Origin of the sequence: uncultured Merdimmobilis sp. (assembly GCF_902471145.1) — a bacterium.
In the GTDB taxonomy this organism is placed as follows: domain Bacteria; phylum Bacillota; class Clostridia; order Oscillospirales; family Ruminococcaceae; genus Merdimmobilis; species Merdimmobilis hominis.
Window position 1 is genome coordinate 1 of sequence record NZ_CABRJC010000001.1, and the last position, 15,924, is coordinate 15,924.

The window sequence follows — 15,924 nt, forward strand, 5'->3', positions numbered from 1 at the left end:
ACCCCGCCGATGCATCCCACCGCCGCGGAGAAGCTTTTGGGGCTGAAGCCGATGACCACCCCAAGTGTCATGACGATGATGTAGCAGCTGACCAAAAAGGTGACCCAATAGATGTTATATCCCTTGATAATGGCGGGCAGCATCACAAAAAACACCGCCGCCACTGTAAGGGCCAAGGAGAGGACGGTGTTGACCCCCTGCCTGCGGCCAAACAGGATGAGAAGGAACAAAAACGCCCCCACCAAGGCGAAGAGGTACCCCTCCCGCAGGTGGTCAGCCAGGTACCAGACCACATTGTCATCCTGATCAAAGTCAAAGGTGACCAACACCTTTTCCCCTTCGGTGTAGGGGTAGGGCTTGGCGGTCAAATCCTCGTCCACCCGATGGGAGATGGAAACCGTCTCCCCTTTCATCACCCCTTCCAGTAGGAGGACGTCCATTTCCAGCTGGGTGTAGTGGTTCTGCATGCCGCCAAATTCCTCCACCTGGCTTTCCACCTTGGTGAACCGGAGAATTTTGGCCCGGTAGTAGCTGTCGGAGGAATAGCCCCCGCCAAAATAGGGGTTATCGCTGGTGGCGACGCGGTTCCCAACTAGCAAAAGAAGGATGGAAACAAGGATCAGTGCGGTGTATTGTACAGTTTTTTTCTTCAAAATCTCATCCCTTTCTTTGCTAAAATAACACAAATCGCCCCATTGCGCAAGGGAGGCAGGGGATGCAGGTTTTCTACGGATGGCGGTTTTTGCGCTCCGCGGGCTTTTGTGGATTGCATCTTAACCAAGCCCTGCCTGGCCGGCCTTGACGGGGAAACTGCGGTCTTTTTGTGTTTTTTGACAAATCTTTTGTACAATAAGCTGAAAACACACCCCTCCAATCCGGTGGGGGAATCCCCAAAGGAAGGGGTTTTCCCCCTGGTCAACTATATCGCAATATGATATAATAGAGTCGTCAAATGTCTGAGGATTCTTCCGCCTTATCATAGTTGACCCCAAACCGGTTAATCTAATTTCAATGTAATACGAGACAACTGCTTGACAGGAGATTGTTATGAAACTGCAAGATAAACACCTATCAACCCTTCTTATCGCCCTGGCCGTGCTGGTCGCCGCCGCATTGGTCATCCTCGACCTGCCCCTTGATCAGGGGCGGAGCAGCCTATCCTACCAAGGGGAGAGCATCGGCTCTTATTACCCTGCTTCCCCCTCCCAAGGGTTTGCACTGCTGCTGGCGGAGCCGGAGGGCTCGGAGCGGTACCGTCTCAAACCCATCATCCGTCTGGCCCAGGAGGCGGATCTTCCGGTGCTTACCCTCAACCTGGAGGAGGTAGACCTGGCCTTTGCCATGGAGGCCCTCTCCAACACCGCGGGAGTGGAGGAGGAGGACATCCTTTTGGCCGCCTATGGACGAGCTTCCCAGACCCTGCTGGAGGAGGCCGCTTATCTGGAGGGTGGCGAAGCCGGCGCGGGTTTGGCCCTCTTTGCCCCGCTCACCAGCCCAGAAGCTTTTGAACCGGGGGAAATCACCCTCCCCACCTTGATTTTGGGCACCACTTCTGACGACGTTGCCCCTCCGGAACAGCTGGCTCAGCTGTACAACAGCCTTTCCGGGGATGAGATTTTGGCCACCGGTTTTGGCATCAAAGCGGACCAGCAAGACATCTCCCTTCGAATTGTCTCCGGGGTATTCCACGCCCACAACACCTATTCCCGGGAAATCACCACTGCATTCTCCCAGTGGCTGTGGGACACCTACGCCATTCAAATCCCAGAGGTCTCCCCCGGCTCCACTGTGCGTCCTCTCCTCTGGGCAGGCCTTTACCTTTTCTGGGGGCTTGCCATGGTCTTTTTGTACCGCCAGCTCTCCCACAGCGCCCTGGAGGTCAGCTATTCCCTTCTGTCGGTGAAAGGGGCCCCTTCCGGCCGTTATATCACCCGCAAATCCCTGTACTGGCAGCTGGCTCTCCCCCTTGCAGCGGTGATCTTTGGGGTGCTGTGGCTGCTCCCTCTGGAGCTCCCCCTGCTTTCCATCGCCTTTCTCTCCTGGCTGGCGGCCAACGCAGGGCTCTCCTGCTACCTGTACCGGTCTGGGAAAATGCCTGGAGTCTCTACCCTTGCCCGTCCTCCCCTCGCCCCGTTGGGCGGCAAGAGGGTCGGTTTGAGCCTCCTTCTCACCGCTGTCACCTTTTTGTGGGGTGTTGTCCTCGCCCGCAGCGGCTTCATGGGTTGGGATGCTTCCCTCCCCCACTGGATCGCCTTTGCCATCGCCCTGCCCATCTGCGGGCTGGCCTCCGGCCTTTTCACCTACGAATCCCTGGTGATGGAGGAGTTTAAAATCTCCCTTCCAGTGCGGATTGGGTTGCAGCTGGTCCAGTTCCTGCCCCTTGCGGCGGCTGGCGCATTCTGTGTCCCCATCAACTACTGGTCCGGGGTGCTCATCTGTGTCATCGGCCTCGCCACTTTATGGGCGGTGCTGCTCCTCTGCCGGGTGGTGCAGTACCTGTCCGGATCGCTGGTGACCAGCGGCCTGTGCGGCGGCCTCCTGCTGGCGGCCTTTTTCACCTTGGCTGCTGTATAAACCGCTTTTTTCCCGCCTGGGGCTTTCCCGGGCGGTTTTTTTCTGTCTTTTCCTCTCCTCTAATTTTTGATAGAATAAGAAGTAGATTCCTAAAAAACGGAGGGCTTTTCTGTGATCATTTCCCATCCATCTACCCCCAGCGCTCCTCTCCGGGAAAAACTGCGCCTCCCCCGGAGGCTTCTCTTCCTTCTGCTGGTCCCCCTGGGGATGGGCCTTTCCCAGTTTGCCAGCCAGGATCCGGAGCGGACTGAGCGGCTTTTCAGCGGGGGGTATTACCCCATCCTATCCCAAATGTTCAACCGGATCACCGGCCTTGTCCCCCTCTCCTTGGCGGAGTTCACGGTGGTGCTTGGCATCCCCGCCGCCGTTGCCTGGGTGGTTCTCTCCATCCGCAAGGCGGTGCGCTCCCCTGGGGAACAACGGCAAAGGCTTCTCAACCTCCTCTCCACTTTGCTGGCAGTGGCCGCAGGCTTCTATTTTATTTTTGTCGTCACCTGTGGGGTCAATTACAGCCGGATGCCCTTTGCCTGGCATGCAGGGCTCACCGTCCGGCCCAGCAGTGCAGAGGAACTGGCCCTCGCCTGCGTGGATTTGATCGCTGACGCCAACCGCTTGCGGGAAGGCCTCCCCGAAGACGAAGAAGGGGTGTTCCAGCTGGAAAAATCGGTCTTTGCCACCGGCAAAGCCAGCCGGACTGGATTCCACCGCTTGGCACAGGAAATCCCTGCCCTCGGAGGGGATTACAGCCCGCCCAAACCGGTGCTGCTCTCCCATTTGTGGTCCTATACCCAAATCACTGGGGTGTTCACCTGTTGGAGCATGGAGGCCAATGTCAACATCGACGTGCCGGATTTCACCCTCCCTTTCACCATGTGCCATGAACAAGCGCATCTGCGGGGCTTTATGCGGGAAGATGAAGCCAACTTTATCGCCTATCTGGCCTGCATGGAGTCGGAGGACCAAGCCATCCAATACAGCGGGGCCTCCATGGCGGCCATGTATGCCATGAACACCTTGTATCAGGCGGATTATGAGCGGTTTTGTGAACTCTACGCCACCTATTCCCCTGGGGTGCAGCGGGATTTTGCCGCTCAATCCCGCTATTGGGCCCAGTTTGAAGGCCCAGTGGCGGAGGTCTCCGACAAGGTCAACGACACCTATTTAAAGGCCAACCGCCAGACCGACGGGGTGGCCAGCTACGGCCGGATGGTGGATCTTCTGCTGGCCAACTACCGGGCCAAGCATGGGGTGGAGTGAAAGGGGCCTTTCACCCCTACAACCCATTTTCTAGGGCTTGTCACCCTATGACCCTGATTTCCTAGGGCTTCCAGCCCCCACACCCCCGAGGTTATGCAGGGCGCCTGTCACCCCTGCACCCCGGTGCAGAACAAGATTCCATCTTGCAGTGGATATGCAGGGCGTTGCGCACCCCTGCACCCCGCGCTCCCTTTTTTGTGTGAAAAAAGGGAGGGAAAAAGCACATTTAAGGGGGGCCGAACCACTCGCGGCACGGTCGAAGTCCGGCCCCCCTTAAAAAACCCCCTCTGCCAAGGGGAACTATAGTTGTATAAGAAAAACCCATTCAACTACATGAATGGGTTTTGTTTTTTATTGTTGTTTTTCCTTCTTTTGTGCAAGATGCTCTTTCAAAACTAAGTTTACATATTGAGAAAATGAGCGATCACATTCCTCCGCTAAAAGCTTGACGCTTTCAATGACATCCTCATCCAAAGTAAGGCTAACCCTCTGCTTTAGCGGTCTCATAGTAATCCCCCCTTTTTTCATCAATAAGATAATACTATAATATGATCCTAAGTATTGACTTTTAATACAAAGTAATATAAAATAATATCGTTGAATGATTCAATTCCCCCTCCTAAACGCGCAGGGGGATTTTTAAGGGGGCACAGTCAGCTGATGCTGACCGTACTGACTTCGATCGTGCCGCGAGGGCATCCGCGTTAGCGGAAAGATTTCCCGCTCGAGGCGTGGAGAGCCTCTAAGGGAAATCTTCCGAGCGTACCAGTTGCCGCGAAGTGGGGGACCGGGGTCTCCCCGGCAGTCTTTCGCCTCCTTTCTTCTGTAAGAAAGGAGGGCCTGGGGTTCAAGGGGCAGACATAGCCCCTTGTAGCTAGGCTTTGGGGGTGCGTGCCCCCACAAACTATTGCAAGATGGAATCTTGTTAAAACCCACCCGACCTGGGGTTCAAGGGGCAGGCATAGCCCCTTGTAGCTAGGGTTTGGGGCCGTGCAGCGCCCCATAAAATCTTAAAAAAGGAGGCATCGCCATGTATATAGATGATATTCTAAAAGAGATCGCCCGGAAAGACAAGGTGTCCCCGGAATACGTGCGGGAACAGATGCAGCTTGCCATCCTGGACATATACAGCAAACAGGATCAAAGCCCGTTGATCCGCTCCATGTTGGACAACATCCCCCACAAGGGGGAAATCCCCACCGTGGAGGAGTTTATCCCATACTTGGCGAGTTTTGTCGCCCATCTCCGCGAACAGGATACAAAACCCATCCATTAACATGCCCCACCACTTTTACCTACCCTAATATAACGAAAAAGCCGTCCCTGGGCCGCACTAGGGACGGCTTTTTCGTATGGTTCGTCAAACACGTACAGAAATTTTATTTCATTTTGTGGTTGACATTCCCTCTTTGTACTGGTATAATTATCACATAAAGTAATTTTCCATTTCAGTTTATATCATGCAAAACTGCCGCTGCAACAGGGACAAGGAGGAATGACGATGAATGTAGAAGAAATGGGCTTTTCGACTCGAACACAAAACGCATTAAAGCGCAATGGCATCCACCGGATGGAACAGCTGCAGGGATTGGGGTTGAGCGAACTGCTGTCCCTGCGGGGGATTGGCGTCCGGGCAGCAGCGGAGATCCAAAGGAAGGGCAGCGCCGTACCCCGCAAGCCAACGAAACAGGAGCTTTCCCAATTTCTGGCCCTGAAAAAAGAGGCGGAGAGCTACCAAAAGCGGCTGCGGGAACTGGAAAAGGACACCGCTTCCGACCCAGTGGAGATGGAAAAAATCCGGGAGAAGTGCCGGGAAGCCAGGATGCGCTGCCTCAAGGAGATACAGTGGCTGGAGGATTTTTTGCAGACCATCCCGGACAGCCGGTTGCGGCTTATCTTTGCCAAGCGGTATCTGGAGGGCAAAAGCTGGCAGGCAGTGGCCTTTGCCATCGGCCATTACGATGAACAGTATCCCCGCAAGCTGCACAACCGGTATTTGAATACATAATCGGGAGCTTCGGCTCCCTTTTTTGCTGCCCGGCAGCGGGGTGAACTCTTCCCTTCCCCCCGGCATAGGATAGCCGGTAAGCCACATTCCCTATGCACCCATCTTTCCATTTTGGCATACCAATGGTAGCAAACACCTGGTTTCCTCCCAGGTGACACAGCGAGGTGATGCAAATGCAGGAAATACTCAAAGTCGATAAAATAGTAGGAAAGTATCAGGCCGCCAACGGAGAGATAACCGCCATTGACGACCTGAGTTTTACCGTGCAGCAAGGCGAATTTATCAGTGTCGTCGGCCCTAGCGGCTGCGGCAAATCCACCCTGTTGTCCATTCTCTCGGGTCTTCTCACCCCCACCCACGGCACCGTGACCCTGGCGGGCAAACCGGTGGATGGGATCAACCCCAACGTGGGATATATGCTTCAGCGGGATAACCTGCTGGACTGGCGGACCATTTATAAAAACGTCCTGTTGGGCCTGGAAATTCAGCATCAACTGGATAAAGAATCGGTAGCCTATGCCGAGGAGCTTTTGAAAACCTATGGTTTGTGGGAATTCCGGGACAAATACCCAGCCCAGCTCTCCGGCGGGATGCGCCAGCGGGCTGCGCTGATCCGCACCTTGGCCACCCGGCCCCGGCTCCTTCTGCTGGATGAAGCTTTCTCCGCTTTGGATTACCAAACCCGCCTGGCGGTGACCGATGATGTCTACCGCATTTTAAAGGGGGAGAATATCACCGCTATCATGGTGACCCATGACATCCCGGAGAGCATCAGTATGTCCGACCGGGTTCTTGTTCTGACTAGGCGTCCGGCAAAAATTAAAAACATCCACGCCATTGATTTCGGCCCCAACCGTTCCCCCCTGGCCTGCCGGGACGACCCAAAATTCAACCAATACTTCAATTTAATCTGGAAAGAGCTTGATGTCCATGTCTAACGCCACACTCTCCAAAGAGCGCAGGGAGTATCTTAAGAAGAAAAAAATCCGCAAGACGTCGGTCCTCTTCACCCAGATTTTTATCCTGGCAGCGCTCATTGCCAGCTGGGAGATCCTCGCAAACCTGGGCGTCATCGACAGCTTCCTCATGAGCCAGCCCAGCCGGATCGTCAAAACCTTTTTGAACCTCTCCGCCAACGACCTGCCCCTTCACCTGGGGGTCACCTGTTATGAGACCCTCACCGGCTTCCTGTTGGGGGCCTGCGGAGGCACTTTATTGGCCGTTGCCCTGTGGTGGTCGGATTTCCTCTCCCAAGTGATGGAACCCTATCTGGTGGTGCTCAACAGCCTGCCAAAAATCGCCTTGGGCCCAGTGATCATCATCTGGGTGGGGGCGGGTACCCAAGCTATCATCGTCATGGCCCTGGCCATCTCGCTGATCGTAACCGTGCTGGAAATGCTCAATGGCTTTCTCGCCACCGACCCAGAAAAGATCAAAATGGCCCGCACCTTCGGGGCCAGCCGGATGCAAATTTTGCAGAAGATCGTCTTTCCCTCCAATCTGACCACCCTTTTCAATTCCCTAAAGATCAACATCGGCCTGTCGCTGGTAGGGGTCATCGCTGGGGAGTTCCTAGTCTCCAAAGCGGGGCTGGGGTACCTGATCGTCTACGGCGGGCAGGGGTTCAAGCTGGATCTTGTGATGACCAGCGTCATTATTTTGGCAGTGATGGCCGCCGTCCTCTACCAAGCGGTGGTAATCCTTGAAAAATATGTATCCAAACGAATCAGCCACCTGGGCTGATTCCAACCGAAGGGAGTTTTGCAGTTGAAACAGTTCAAAAAACCTCTGGCAATGCTGCTGGCAGCCGCCTTTGTAGGCGCGTCCATGATGGGATGTTCCCAGCAGCCCTCTGAAACCGAAACCCCTCTGACCAAGGTCACAGTCAGCGAGGTGACCCACTCGGTGTTCTACGCCCCCCAATACGCGGCCATCAACCTGGGCTTCTTTGAAGAAGAGGGCATTGAAATCGAGCTTTCCAACGGCCAGGGTGCCGATAAAGTCATGTCGGCGGTGCTGTCTGGACATATCGACATCGGCTTTGCCGGGCCGGAAGCCACCATCTATGTGGTCAACGAAGGCCGGGAAAACCACCCCCAGGTGTTCGCCCAGCTGACCCAGCGGGATGGTTCCTTCCTGGTGGGCCGGCAGCCGGAGCCGGATTTTGACTGGAGCCAGCTGGAGGGAAAAACCATCCTACCCGGACGGAAGGGCGGTGTCCCCTACATGGCTCTGGAATATGTGGTGAAGAGCAAGGGCCTCACCCCCGGTGAGGACGTCATCTTTGACGACAGCATCAAGTTCGAAGCTATGACTGGCGCCTTCACCGCGGGCACTGGCGACTATGTCACCATGTTCGAACCCACTGCCTCGATGATTGAGGCGGAAGGCAAAGGTTACATCGTCGCCTCGGTGGGCGAAGAGGCTGGTGAGATCCCCTACACCGCCTACTTTGCCAGCAAAGAGCTGATCGAGAAAGACCCTGCCCTAATCCAACATTTCACCAACGCCATTTACAAAGGGCAGCAGTGGGTTGCCACCCACACCCCGGAGGAGATCGCCAAAGCCATCGCCCCCTCCTTCCCCGACACCGACGAAGCCCTTTTGGCCACCGTCGCCCGCCGGTACCAGGAGATTGGCGCCTGGAGCACTGATCCCATCATGAAGGAGAGCTCCTTCGACCTGCTCCAGACGGTGATGACCTCCGCTGGGGAACTGGACCAGAAAGCTTCCTATGACAAAGTTGTCAACAACTGTTTTGCCAAGGCTGCGGTAGAGGCCCTCGGCAAATAAAATACCCTCTTGCAGAAAATCCCCTTGTGCTACGGCGCAGGGGGATTTTTTCATTCCCTTTACCTGTAGGAGCCTACATATGTCCCGCTTAACCGGATCAACAGATGGTTTCAGGTAAAACAAGGATGGGGCCTGTGCTTGTCTGTAACTATTTTCTGATTCTCAATGCAATATTTGCAGCATCCTGTCCAAAAGTTTCTGTAAAAGTGCCAGTCCCCATTCCTAATTTTCGGACAACATTCCCATATTGAGAAATTTTTCTCATTCTTCACCCTCTGTGGGCGGAGAAAAGTATGAAGTATTTGTAAACTAATAACGATTTATTTTGAAATTATTGTCAGAATCTATAAAAAATGGATCAGAAGCTATTTTTTTTCAATAAATACTACCCATTCCAAAAAAATCATGCTACAATAAGGTAAATTGTTATTAGTGTGAAAATATTTCTTTACGCCAATGAGGCCAAGGGAGAAAGGGGGGTCCAAGCTTTACAATCCAGCTATCGAAGAGAGGCATTTAATCAGTAAGGAGATGAATTGTAATGGGATTCTTAGAAGTAATGAACAGCAAGCCGCTTTACATAATGGTAATGATCGGCTTGGGCTATGTATTCCTGATGTGCGTGTTTATGATGCAGCGTGCATGGAAACACTGCTTGTCTTTGGGAATGACGAAAAGCCAGTTGATGGATATTGTGAAATCTTCCACAATTTACACCATCATCCCCTCTCTGTCTGTTGTCATCGGCCTGTTCTCCCTGTCCACCGTTTTGGGCGTTCCGTGGTCCTGGTTCCGTCTGTCGGTCATCGGTTCGGTGAGTTACGAATTGGTCGCTGCAGATATGGCCGCCATCGGCGCCGGGTATGACTCCCTGGCTGCCCTGGTCGCCGCCAACGACGTATCGGTTGTCGGTTCGGTTATGCTCTCTATGAGTATCGGCATCATCGGCGGCGTTGTGGGCTGCTTGTTCATTGGTAAGAAAATCCACCTCAGCACCATGGAATACAGCGCATCCAACGGTGAGTGGGGCGCGCTGATGATGGCTTGCTTCACCATGGCTATGCACTCTGTATTCCTGCCTGCCCGAAGCATCTTCATGGGTTCGGTCGCCACTGCTACCCTGTTAACCTCGGCTTTGTGTACCTACCTGCACAACTGGGCTGTCAAAAAGTACGGCATCCGTTGGCTGAGCAACTTCACTATGGCTGACTCGCTGATTGTCGGTATGGCGAGCGCTATTCTGTGGACCAAACTTTTGGGTTAAGGAGGTAAGTGAACAATGAGCAAACATCCTGGTATCAGTGAATATGTAAATACAGCCCATAATATAGGCCGTATCGGCACCGTTATCGCCATTGGTTTTATGCTTGGCATTCCCCTAGTTCTGTGCGCCATCTATGACATTATGCCCAGCTTCAACCAAGTAGTCGTTGGCGCTATGGGCCTTCTGACGATGTATGTGCCCACCGCCCTTTCGGAGGTTATCAGCTTCACCCCCATGCTGGGTTCTTCCTGCTACATCTGCTTTATCACCGGTAACGTACAGAACCTGAAGATCCCCTGTGTGCTCAATGCTCTGGATCTGACTGGCGCTTCCCAGGGTACCGACCTTGGCGACGCCGTCTCCTGCATCGGTGTTGCCGTTTCCTCTATGGTCACTATGATCGTGGTTGCCCTCGGTGTCGTTATGCTGACCCCCCTGCAGCCCATTCTGACCCACCCCCTGGTAAAGACCGCTACTGCCTATATGCTTCCCGCTCTATTTGGCAGCCTGGTTGTCGGTACCATCCTAGGTAAAAAATCCGGTGACTATATGATTCAGAATAAGCCTCTGGCTATGGTTCCTCCTCTGATCGCCATCATCCTGTTCAACTACCTGATTCACCCCATCAAAGGTAAAGAAGGTTTTGCCCTGTTGGCTTGTATCCCTCTGACCCTGCTGAGCGCTTATGTCTTCTTTAAAAAGGGTTGGATCAAAGTCACCCCCATCAAAAAAGATTAAGTTTCTGTTTTTCCAAAAACCGGCTTTCTGTTGGAAGGCCGGTTTTTTATTTCCGCCTATCCGTTAATATATTAACCAATAATACTGATTCTTTTTTAGAGGCTCCTATAAAAATCTGAGTTTTTAAATTTTTTTTGAAATATCTATTTTCAAATTTATACTTTTATGGTACACTACAATCAAATAAAAATATTATCCAATAAAGGGATGTGAATTTATGGATTGCAAAGGCAAAATGCACAATAAAACGGTCATTATCACCGGAGGAGGCAAAGGCATCGGTTTTGGCGTGGCCACAGCATTCGCCAAAGAGGGAGCGAACCTTGTGCTGACTGGGCGCACCCCTTCCACCTTGGAAAAGGCAAAAGACTCCTTGGAGAAAGACTACGGCATCAAAGTGCTGACTGTTGTCGCCGACGGCGGCGATGAGGCTTCTGCACAGCTTGTGGCAGAGAAAGCCATGGAGGCTTTCGGCCGTATCGACACTTTGGTCAACAATGCTCAGAATTCCAAATCAGGCGTCCTGCTGGTGGACCACACCAAGGAAGATTTTGACCAGGCCATCTACTCCGGCCTGTACGCCACTTTCTTCTATATGAAAGCCTGTTACCCCTATCTCAAAGAGAGCAAAGGCTCTGTGGTCAACTTTGCCTCCGGCGCCGGAATCGTCGGAAAAGTAGGCCAGTCTTCCTATGCTGCGGCTAAAGAGGGTATCCGCGGTCTCTCCCGGGTAGCTGCGGCAGAGTGGGGCCCTGATGGCGTCCGGGTCAACATTGTCGCCCCTCTTGCCATGACCAAGAGTCTGGAGCAGTGGAGAGAAGCTTACCCCGCTTTGTATGAAAAGACCATCTCGGATATCCCCCTTGGGCGCTTCGGCGATCCGGAAACCGATATCGGCCGAGTCTGCGTATTCCTCGCCTCTGAAGATGCCGCCTATATTACTGGCGAAACCATCTCCCTCCAAGGCGGAAGCGGCCGCCGGCCATAGCCTTCTTCTTTTTGTTCCAATTAAGAGGTGCTCCCAAATTTCGGGGGTGCCTCTTTTCCATCCAGATCAAAGGCGCCGTCATTGATTCCATCCGCAAAATGTGGTAAACTGGAGGAAGTTTGCAGTGGATTCCTGCCGATTTTCCCAGAAGGAGAGAAACGTTTTGTTGTACAACGATGGAAAAGCTGGATTTTTGACCACAATCATTGGTCCGATGTTCTCAGAGAAAAGCGGTGAGCTCATCAAACGCTGCCTCCAGGCTAGGGAATACCAAAACAAACATGTGGAGGTGTTCAAGCCCCGGCTGGACAACCGGTTTAGCGACGATGAGGTGGTCAGCCGGATCGGGCTGCGGATGAAGGCCCATTCCATCCACCAAGACCTCTCCCAGGTGGATATTCCTGGGGAGATCCTCGCCCCCTGCCAGGATGCCCATATGGTCGCCTTTGACGAGGCCCAGTTCTTCTCCCAGGAGCTGGTGGGGATTGTAGAGCTTCTACTCCAAGAGGGCAAACACGTCATCGTAGCGGGCCTAAACCTGGATTACCTAGGCAGGCCTTTTGGCTGCATCGGCACCCTGCTTCTCTTTTCCGATGAAATTGTCACCAAAAGCGCCTTCTGCAAATGCTGCGGCCGGCCCGCTATGTACACCCAGCGGCTGGTGGACGGCAAGCCCATCTCCCGTACGGAAGAGGATGAGCGGCTGGTGGTCATTGGGGACAGCGAATCCTATGAGCCCCGCTGCCGCCTGTGCGTTGTGAAAGAAAATCTGGTCAAACTGGATTAGAGGAGGGGTTTTCCCATGGAGATCTGTGCCGCCACAAAGGGGGATTTGGAGGGGGTTCGCCTGCTATACCGGGAGCTGTTCTGCCGCATGGCCCTCTTAGAGCCTGCGTATTTTCAGCCTGCGGATCAAAACCAGGAATTTTTGGAGAAAATACTGGAGCATGACCTTTCCGCCCTATTGGTCGCCAAGGAGGGGGAGGAGGTCCTGGGCTTGGTGCTGCTGACCGAGATGCACACCGCCCCATACGACTGCCTGGTGCCCCACACCTACGGCTATCTCATGGATTTGGTGGTGGAATCCGGCCAGCGGAGCCAAGGGATCGGCACCCAGTTAATCCGGGCCGCCCGCCGCTGGAGTGAAAAACGCGGCCACGCCTATCTGGAATTGGGGGTTCTCAACAGCAACCTTCGGGCAGCGGAACTCTATGAACGGGAGGGCTTTTCCCCGGTGATGACCACTATGCGCCTCCCCCTGGGACAAAACTAGAATCCCATATACACGGCAAAGGACCATCCCTCCCCCTTGGGAAGGCTGGTCCTTTTTTGTATGGATTTGTAAGCCTCAGTTATTGCCCTGGTCTGTTTTTCTCCTGCAAAAGGCAGATGCCAACGCAGGTCAGGCCAATGCCCAATAGGATGAACCCGGTGGATGTGCTGAGATTTCCCAGGATGGACAGCACTGTGACACTGACCCCCATGGCCAAGGCGACCGCTTTGACCACCAGGAGAACCAGGGGCTGGAGGGGCTTCCTCCCCTCCCCGCTTGGCGCAGCGCTCCCCATCAGCTCCTCCACCGAGATCCCTAAAACCTGGGCCAACTTAGGGATGGAGTGGACATCCGGCAGGGAGAGGTCCCTCTCCCATTTGGAGACCGCCTTGTCGGTGACCCCCATCCGGGCCGCCAGATCCGCCTGGGTCATTCCCTTTTCTTTGCGCAACGCCGCAACCATAGCTCCCATCGTTTGGTTGTTCATCCCATTGCCCTCCGTCCGCTTGATGACTACAGCATACCATTCCCAGGACAATTGCGCAACCGACCAATGGTTTCCAGCGGCCGACTGCTGGTTTCCCCCCAGTTTCCCAGGACAGGGGAATTACCGCTACTCCTCCCGGATGGGGATGCGGACGGTGATTTCGGTGCCTTCCCCCACCTGGCTTTGCAGGTCGATGGCGCCGCCGAACAGCTCCACAATGTGCTTGACAATGGCAAGCCCCAGGCCCGATCCGCCCCGGTCCTTGCTGCGGCTGGGGTCCACCCGGTAGAATCGTTCAAACACCCGGGCCTGATCCCCTTCCGGGATGCCCACGCCGGTATCCTTCACCGTGAGGACGGCCGACCGCCCTTCTGTCCCCAGCTGGATCTCCACCCGGCCGCCGGCTTTGTTGTACTTGACTGCATTTTCCAGCAGGTTGAAGACCAGTTCATCCAGATAGCCGCCATCCGCCCGGAGGACGGCATCCCCTTCCACCGTGACAGTCACTCCGCGCTCCTCGATCTGGCGGGCCAGCTGTTGCTGCGCCCGCTGGGCGCAGTCCCTCAAGTTGACTTTAGAAAGGCTGACCCCCGCCCCTTCCTCAATGCGGGAGAGGCGCAGCAGGTCGTTGATCATCCCCAATAGGCGCACCGATTCCTGATTGATCAGGCCGCCGTATTTCTTCACATCTGCCGGTTTGGTAATAAGGCCCTCGTCTAGCATCTCCCCAAAGCCTTTGATGGTGGTCAGCGGGGTTTTCAGCTCATGGGAGACATTGGAGGTGAACTCCCGCCGGGCGATGTCCGCCTGCTTTTCCCGGGTGATGTCCACAATGAGCACCAGCGCACCGGAGAGGGCTCCGTCCTCGGTTTGGACTGGGCTGATGAAATACCGGTCGTACCGGCCATCCCTCTGCTGGTCAAAGGAGAGGGGGTCCCCTGTCTCCATGGCCGTGCGGATGTGGTCGATCAACTCCAAATCCCGGGTGTACTCCAGGATGTGCCGGCCTTTGTCTACAGCCGTTTCTTCCCCGAGGAACTGGCGGGCGCCGCTGTTGATGGAGAGGACTTTCATCTCCCGGTCCAGGAGGATCAGCCCCTCGTGCATGTTCTCGGTGATCACCCCAATGGCGTCCCGCTCCCGTTTCAGTTCATCGATGTGCTGGTCCAGCTCCTGGCTGATCTGCCGAATGGTCAGCACAAATGGGGAGAGCTCCTCATAAATCCCCGGGGTAGCGCGGTATTCCACTCCATCCAGCAGGCTGTCCTTCAAGTGCTGTGCCTCCCCTTCCACCGGGGCGAGAATCCGCCCTGTCAGCATCCGGGCCACTGCCCAGGCCAGCAGGAACACCGCCGCCAAAACAAAGCACAAGGCGGGCAGAGTGGAGAAAAAGATGGCATAGATGCTGTTGATGGGGCGGGAAAACCGGGCCACCCGCCCATCGGGCAGCCGCAAGGTGTAATAATACGTGTCCTGGGAGAGGGTGTCCGAATGGCGCAGTTCTTCCCCTGTGCCGGACTCCAAAGCCTCCCGGATCTCCGGCCGGCTGCCGTGTTCCTCCAATGTGGAGGGGTCGGCGTGGGAATCTGCCAGCACTTTGCCGCTGGAATCCACCACTGTGACCCGCAGGTCGTACTCCACAGCGGAGAGCGCCTCCCGGATGAGGTCAGAATAATCCCCCCCTACCAGATGTTGATCCCGGGTGACCAGGGAGGCGATGGTGCGCAGCTCCAATTTTGCCTGCCTAGCATACAGGCGGTAATACAAAACCGAACTGAACGCCCCCGCCAACAGCGCTGCAACGGTGGAAAGGAGGACCAGGCTTCCAAAAATACGTCGTTTCACTGGTTATCCCTCCAATTTATAGCCTACGCCCCGGACCGTCTTGATGATGGAGGGGCATCCGGCCTCATCCAGTTTCTGGCGGACCGCCTTGATGTGCATATCGACGGTGCGGCTTTCCCCTTCAAAGTCAAATCCCCAGATTCGTTCGGTGATCTGGTCCCGGGAGAGGACAAACCCCTGGTTGGACAGAAGGTACCGCAGCAGTTCAAACTCCTTGTAGGTCAGGCTGATCTCCTGGCTGCCGTACCAAACCTCCCGCTTGTCGACATCCAAGGTCAGCTCCCCGCAGGAGAGGACATTGCCGTCCCCTTCCCCTTTTTTGCCAGTCCGGCGGAGCACCGCCTTCACCCGGGCCAGGAACTCCAGCACCCCAAATGGTTTGGCGATGTAATCGTCCGCCCCCAGCTCCAGCCCCGCCACCTTATCCGGTTCGGAGGTTTTGGCAGTGAGCATCACCACCGCGATGTCAGCGGTGGCCCGGTCCCCTTTAAGCTTTTTTAAGATGGTGATGCCATCGGTATCCGGCAGCATGATGTCCAAAATTGCCATCTGGGGCCGGCGTTCCCCCACTGCGGCAAAAAACTGGTCGGCATTCTCAAATCCCTTGGCCTCATGGCCAGCGGTGCCGAGGGCGCAGAGAACCAGTTCCCGGATGCCCAAATCGTCTTCCACACAATAAATCAGCGCCATGTTGCGC

17 protein-coding genes are annotated in these 15,924 nt (G+C 54.9%); 12 read left to right on the plus strand and 5 right to left on the minus strand.

What is annotated here, in order from left to right; genetic code table 11:
- Positions 1 to 653 (minus strand): YibE/F family protein (locus RDQ42_RS00005; RefSeq protein WP_308588036.1); only part of this gene is annotated, 653 nt, incomplete at its 3' end.
- A 394-nt stretch (positions 654 to 1,047) separates the two neighbouring features.
- Here RDQ42_RS00005 and RDQ42_RS00010 point away from each other — a divergent pair.
- Both RDQ42_RS00010 and RDQ42_RS00015 read left to right on the plus strand, forming a co-directional pair.
- A complete protein-coding gene (locus tag RDQ42_RS00010) occupies positions 1,048 to 2,574 on the plus strand; it encodes a hypothetical protein (RefSeq protein WP_308588037.1) in 1,527 nt (508 codons plus the stop codon).
- Positions 2,575 to 2,685: 111 nt separating this feature from the next.
- A complete protein-coding gene (locus RDQ42_RS00015; RefSeq protein WP_054331692.1) occupies positions 2,686 to 3,831 on the plus strand; it encodes a DUF3810 domain-containing protein in 1,146 nt (381 codons plus the stop codon).
- Between the two features lie 351 nt (positions 3,832 to 4,182).
- Here the strand turns inward: RDQ42_RS00015 and RDQ42_RS00020 are convergent, their stop codons facing one another.
- Complete coding sequence (locus RDQ42_RS00020; protein ID WP_054331691.1) at positions 4,183 to 4,338, minus strand: ribbon-helix-helix protein, CopG family; 156 nt, start codon at positions 4,336 to 4,338, stop codon at positions 4,183 to 4,185.
- A gap of 523 nt (positions 4,339 to 4,861) precedes the next feature.
- On the opposite strand from RDQ42_RS00020, the gene RDQ42_RS00025 reads away from it, so the two are divergent.
- The 10 genes from RDQ42_RS00025 to RDQ42_RS00070 all read left to right on the plus strand — a co-directional run bounded on the left by RDQ42_RS00025 (position 4,862) and on the right by RDQ42_RS00070 (position 12,895).
- Positions 4,862 to 5,107, plus strand: a complete 246-nt coding sequence (locus RDQ42_RS00025) for a sporulation initiation factor Spo0A C-terminal domain-containing protein (protein ID WP_054331690.1) — start codon at positions 4,862 to 4,864, stop codon at positions 5,105 to 5,107.
- Between the two features lie 225 nt (positions 5,108 to 5,332).
- A complete protein-coding gene (locus RDQ42_RS00030; protein ID WP_071428226.1) occupies positions 5,333 to 5,839 on the plus strand; it encodes a DNA-directed RNA polymerase subunit alpha C-terminal domain-containing protein in 507 nt (168 codons plus the stop codon).
- A gap of 173 nt (positions 5,840 to 6,012) precedes the next feature.
- Positions 6,013 to 6,777 carry an ABC transporter ATP-binding protein gene (locus tag RDQ42_RS00035; protein WP_054331687.1) on the plus strand — a complete coding sequence of 255 codons (765 nt, stop codon included), beginning with the start codon at positions 6,013 to 6,015 and terminating at the stop codon, positions 6,775 to 6,777.
- Positions 6,770 to 7,582: an ABC transporter permease gene (locus RDQ42_RS00040; RefSeq protein WP_308588040.1), complete on the plus strand. Its 813-nt coding sequence runs from the start codon at positions 6,770 to 6,772 to the stop codon at positions 7,580 to 7,582. Before RDQ42_RS00035 ends, RDQ42_RS00040 begins: the two co-directional genes overlap by 8 nt.
- 84 nt (positions 7,583 to 7,666) lie before the next feature.
- Positions 7,667 to 8,632 carry an ABC transporter substrate-binding protein gene (locus tag RDQ42_RS00045; protein WP_231358631.1) on the plus strand — a complete coding sequence of 322 codons (966 nt, stop codon included), beginning with the start codon at positions 7,667 to 7,669 and terminating at the stop codon, positions 8,630 to 8,632.
- Between the two features lie 559 nt (positions 8,633 to 9,191).
- Positions 9,192 to 9,896 carry a DUF5058 family protein gene (locus RDQ42_RS00050; protein ID WP_269215286.1) on the plus strand — a complete coding sequence of 235 codons (705 nt, stop codon included), beginning with the start codon at positions 9,192 to 9,194 and terminating at the stop codon, positions 9,894 to 9,896.
- 15 nt (positions 9,897 to 9,911) lie between these two features.
- Entirely contained in the window at positions 9,912 to 10,634 is a 723-nt protein-coding gene (locus RDQ42_RS00055) for a hypothetical protein (RefSeq protein ID WP_231358285.1), read from the plus strand.
- 217 nt (positions 10,635 to 10,851) lie between these two features.
- Entirely contained in the window at positions 10,852 to 11,622 is a 771-nt protein-coding gene (locus RDQ42_RS00060; RefSeq protein WP_054331686.1) for an SDR family NAD(P)-dependent oxidoreductase, read from the plus strand.
- 124 nt (positions 11,623 to 11,746) lie between these two features.
- Complete coding sequence (locus RDQ42_RS00065; protein ID WP_074026332.1) at positions 11,747 to 12,409, plus strand: thymidine kinase; 663 nt, start codon at positions 11,747 to 11,749, stop codon at positions 12,407 to 12,409.
- Positions 12,410 to 12,424: 15 nt separating this feature from the next.
- Entirely contained in the window at positions 12,425 to 12,895 is a 471-nt protein-coding gene (locus RDQ42_RS00070) for a GNAT family N-acetyltransferase (RefSeq protein WP_231358284.1), read from the plus strand.
- A 79-nt stretch (positions 12,896 to 12,974) separates the two neighbouring features.
- On the opposite strand, the gene RDQ42_RS00075 is transcribed toward RDQ42_RS00070, so the two are convergent.
- From RDQ42_RS00075 to RDQ42_RS00085, 3 genes are all read right to left on the minus strand, one after another.
- Positions 12,975 to 13,382 carry a helix-turn-helix domain-containing protein gene (locus RDQ42_RS00075; protein ID WP_231358283.1) on the minus strand — a complete coding sequence of 136 codons (408 nt, stop codon included), beginning with the start codon at positions 13,380 to 13,382 and terminating at the stop codon, positions 12,975 to 12,977.
- Between the two features lie 126 nt (positions 13,383 to 13,508).
- The gene (locus RDQ42_RS00080) at positions 13,509 to 15,227 is read right to left on the minus strand and encodes an ATP-binding protein (RefSeq protein ID WP_054331683.1); all 1,719 of its coding nucleotides are present in this window, start codon (positions 15,225 to 15,227) and stop codon (positions 13,509 to 13,511) included.
- Positions 15,228 to 15,230: 3 nt separating this feature from the next.
- Positions 15,231 to 15,917: a winged helix-turn-helix domain-containing protein gene (locus RDQ42_RS00085; protein ID WP_071428221.1), complete on the minus strand. Its 687-nt coding sequence runs from the start codon at positions 15,915 to 15,917 to the stop codon at positions 15,231 to 15,233.
- Between the last annotated feature and the right edge of the window lie 7 nt (positions 15,918 to 15,924).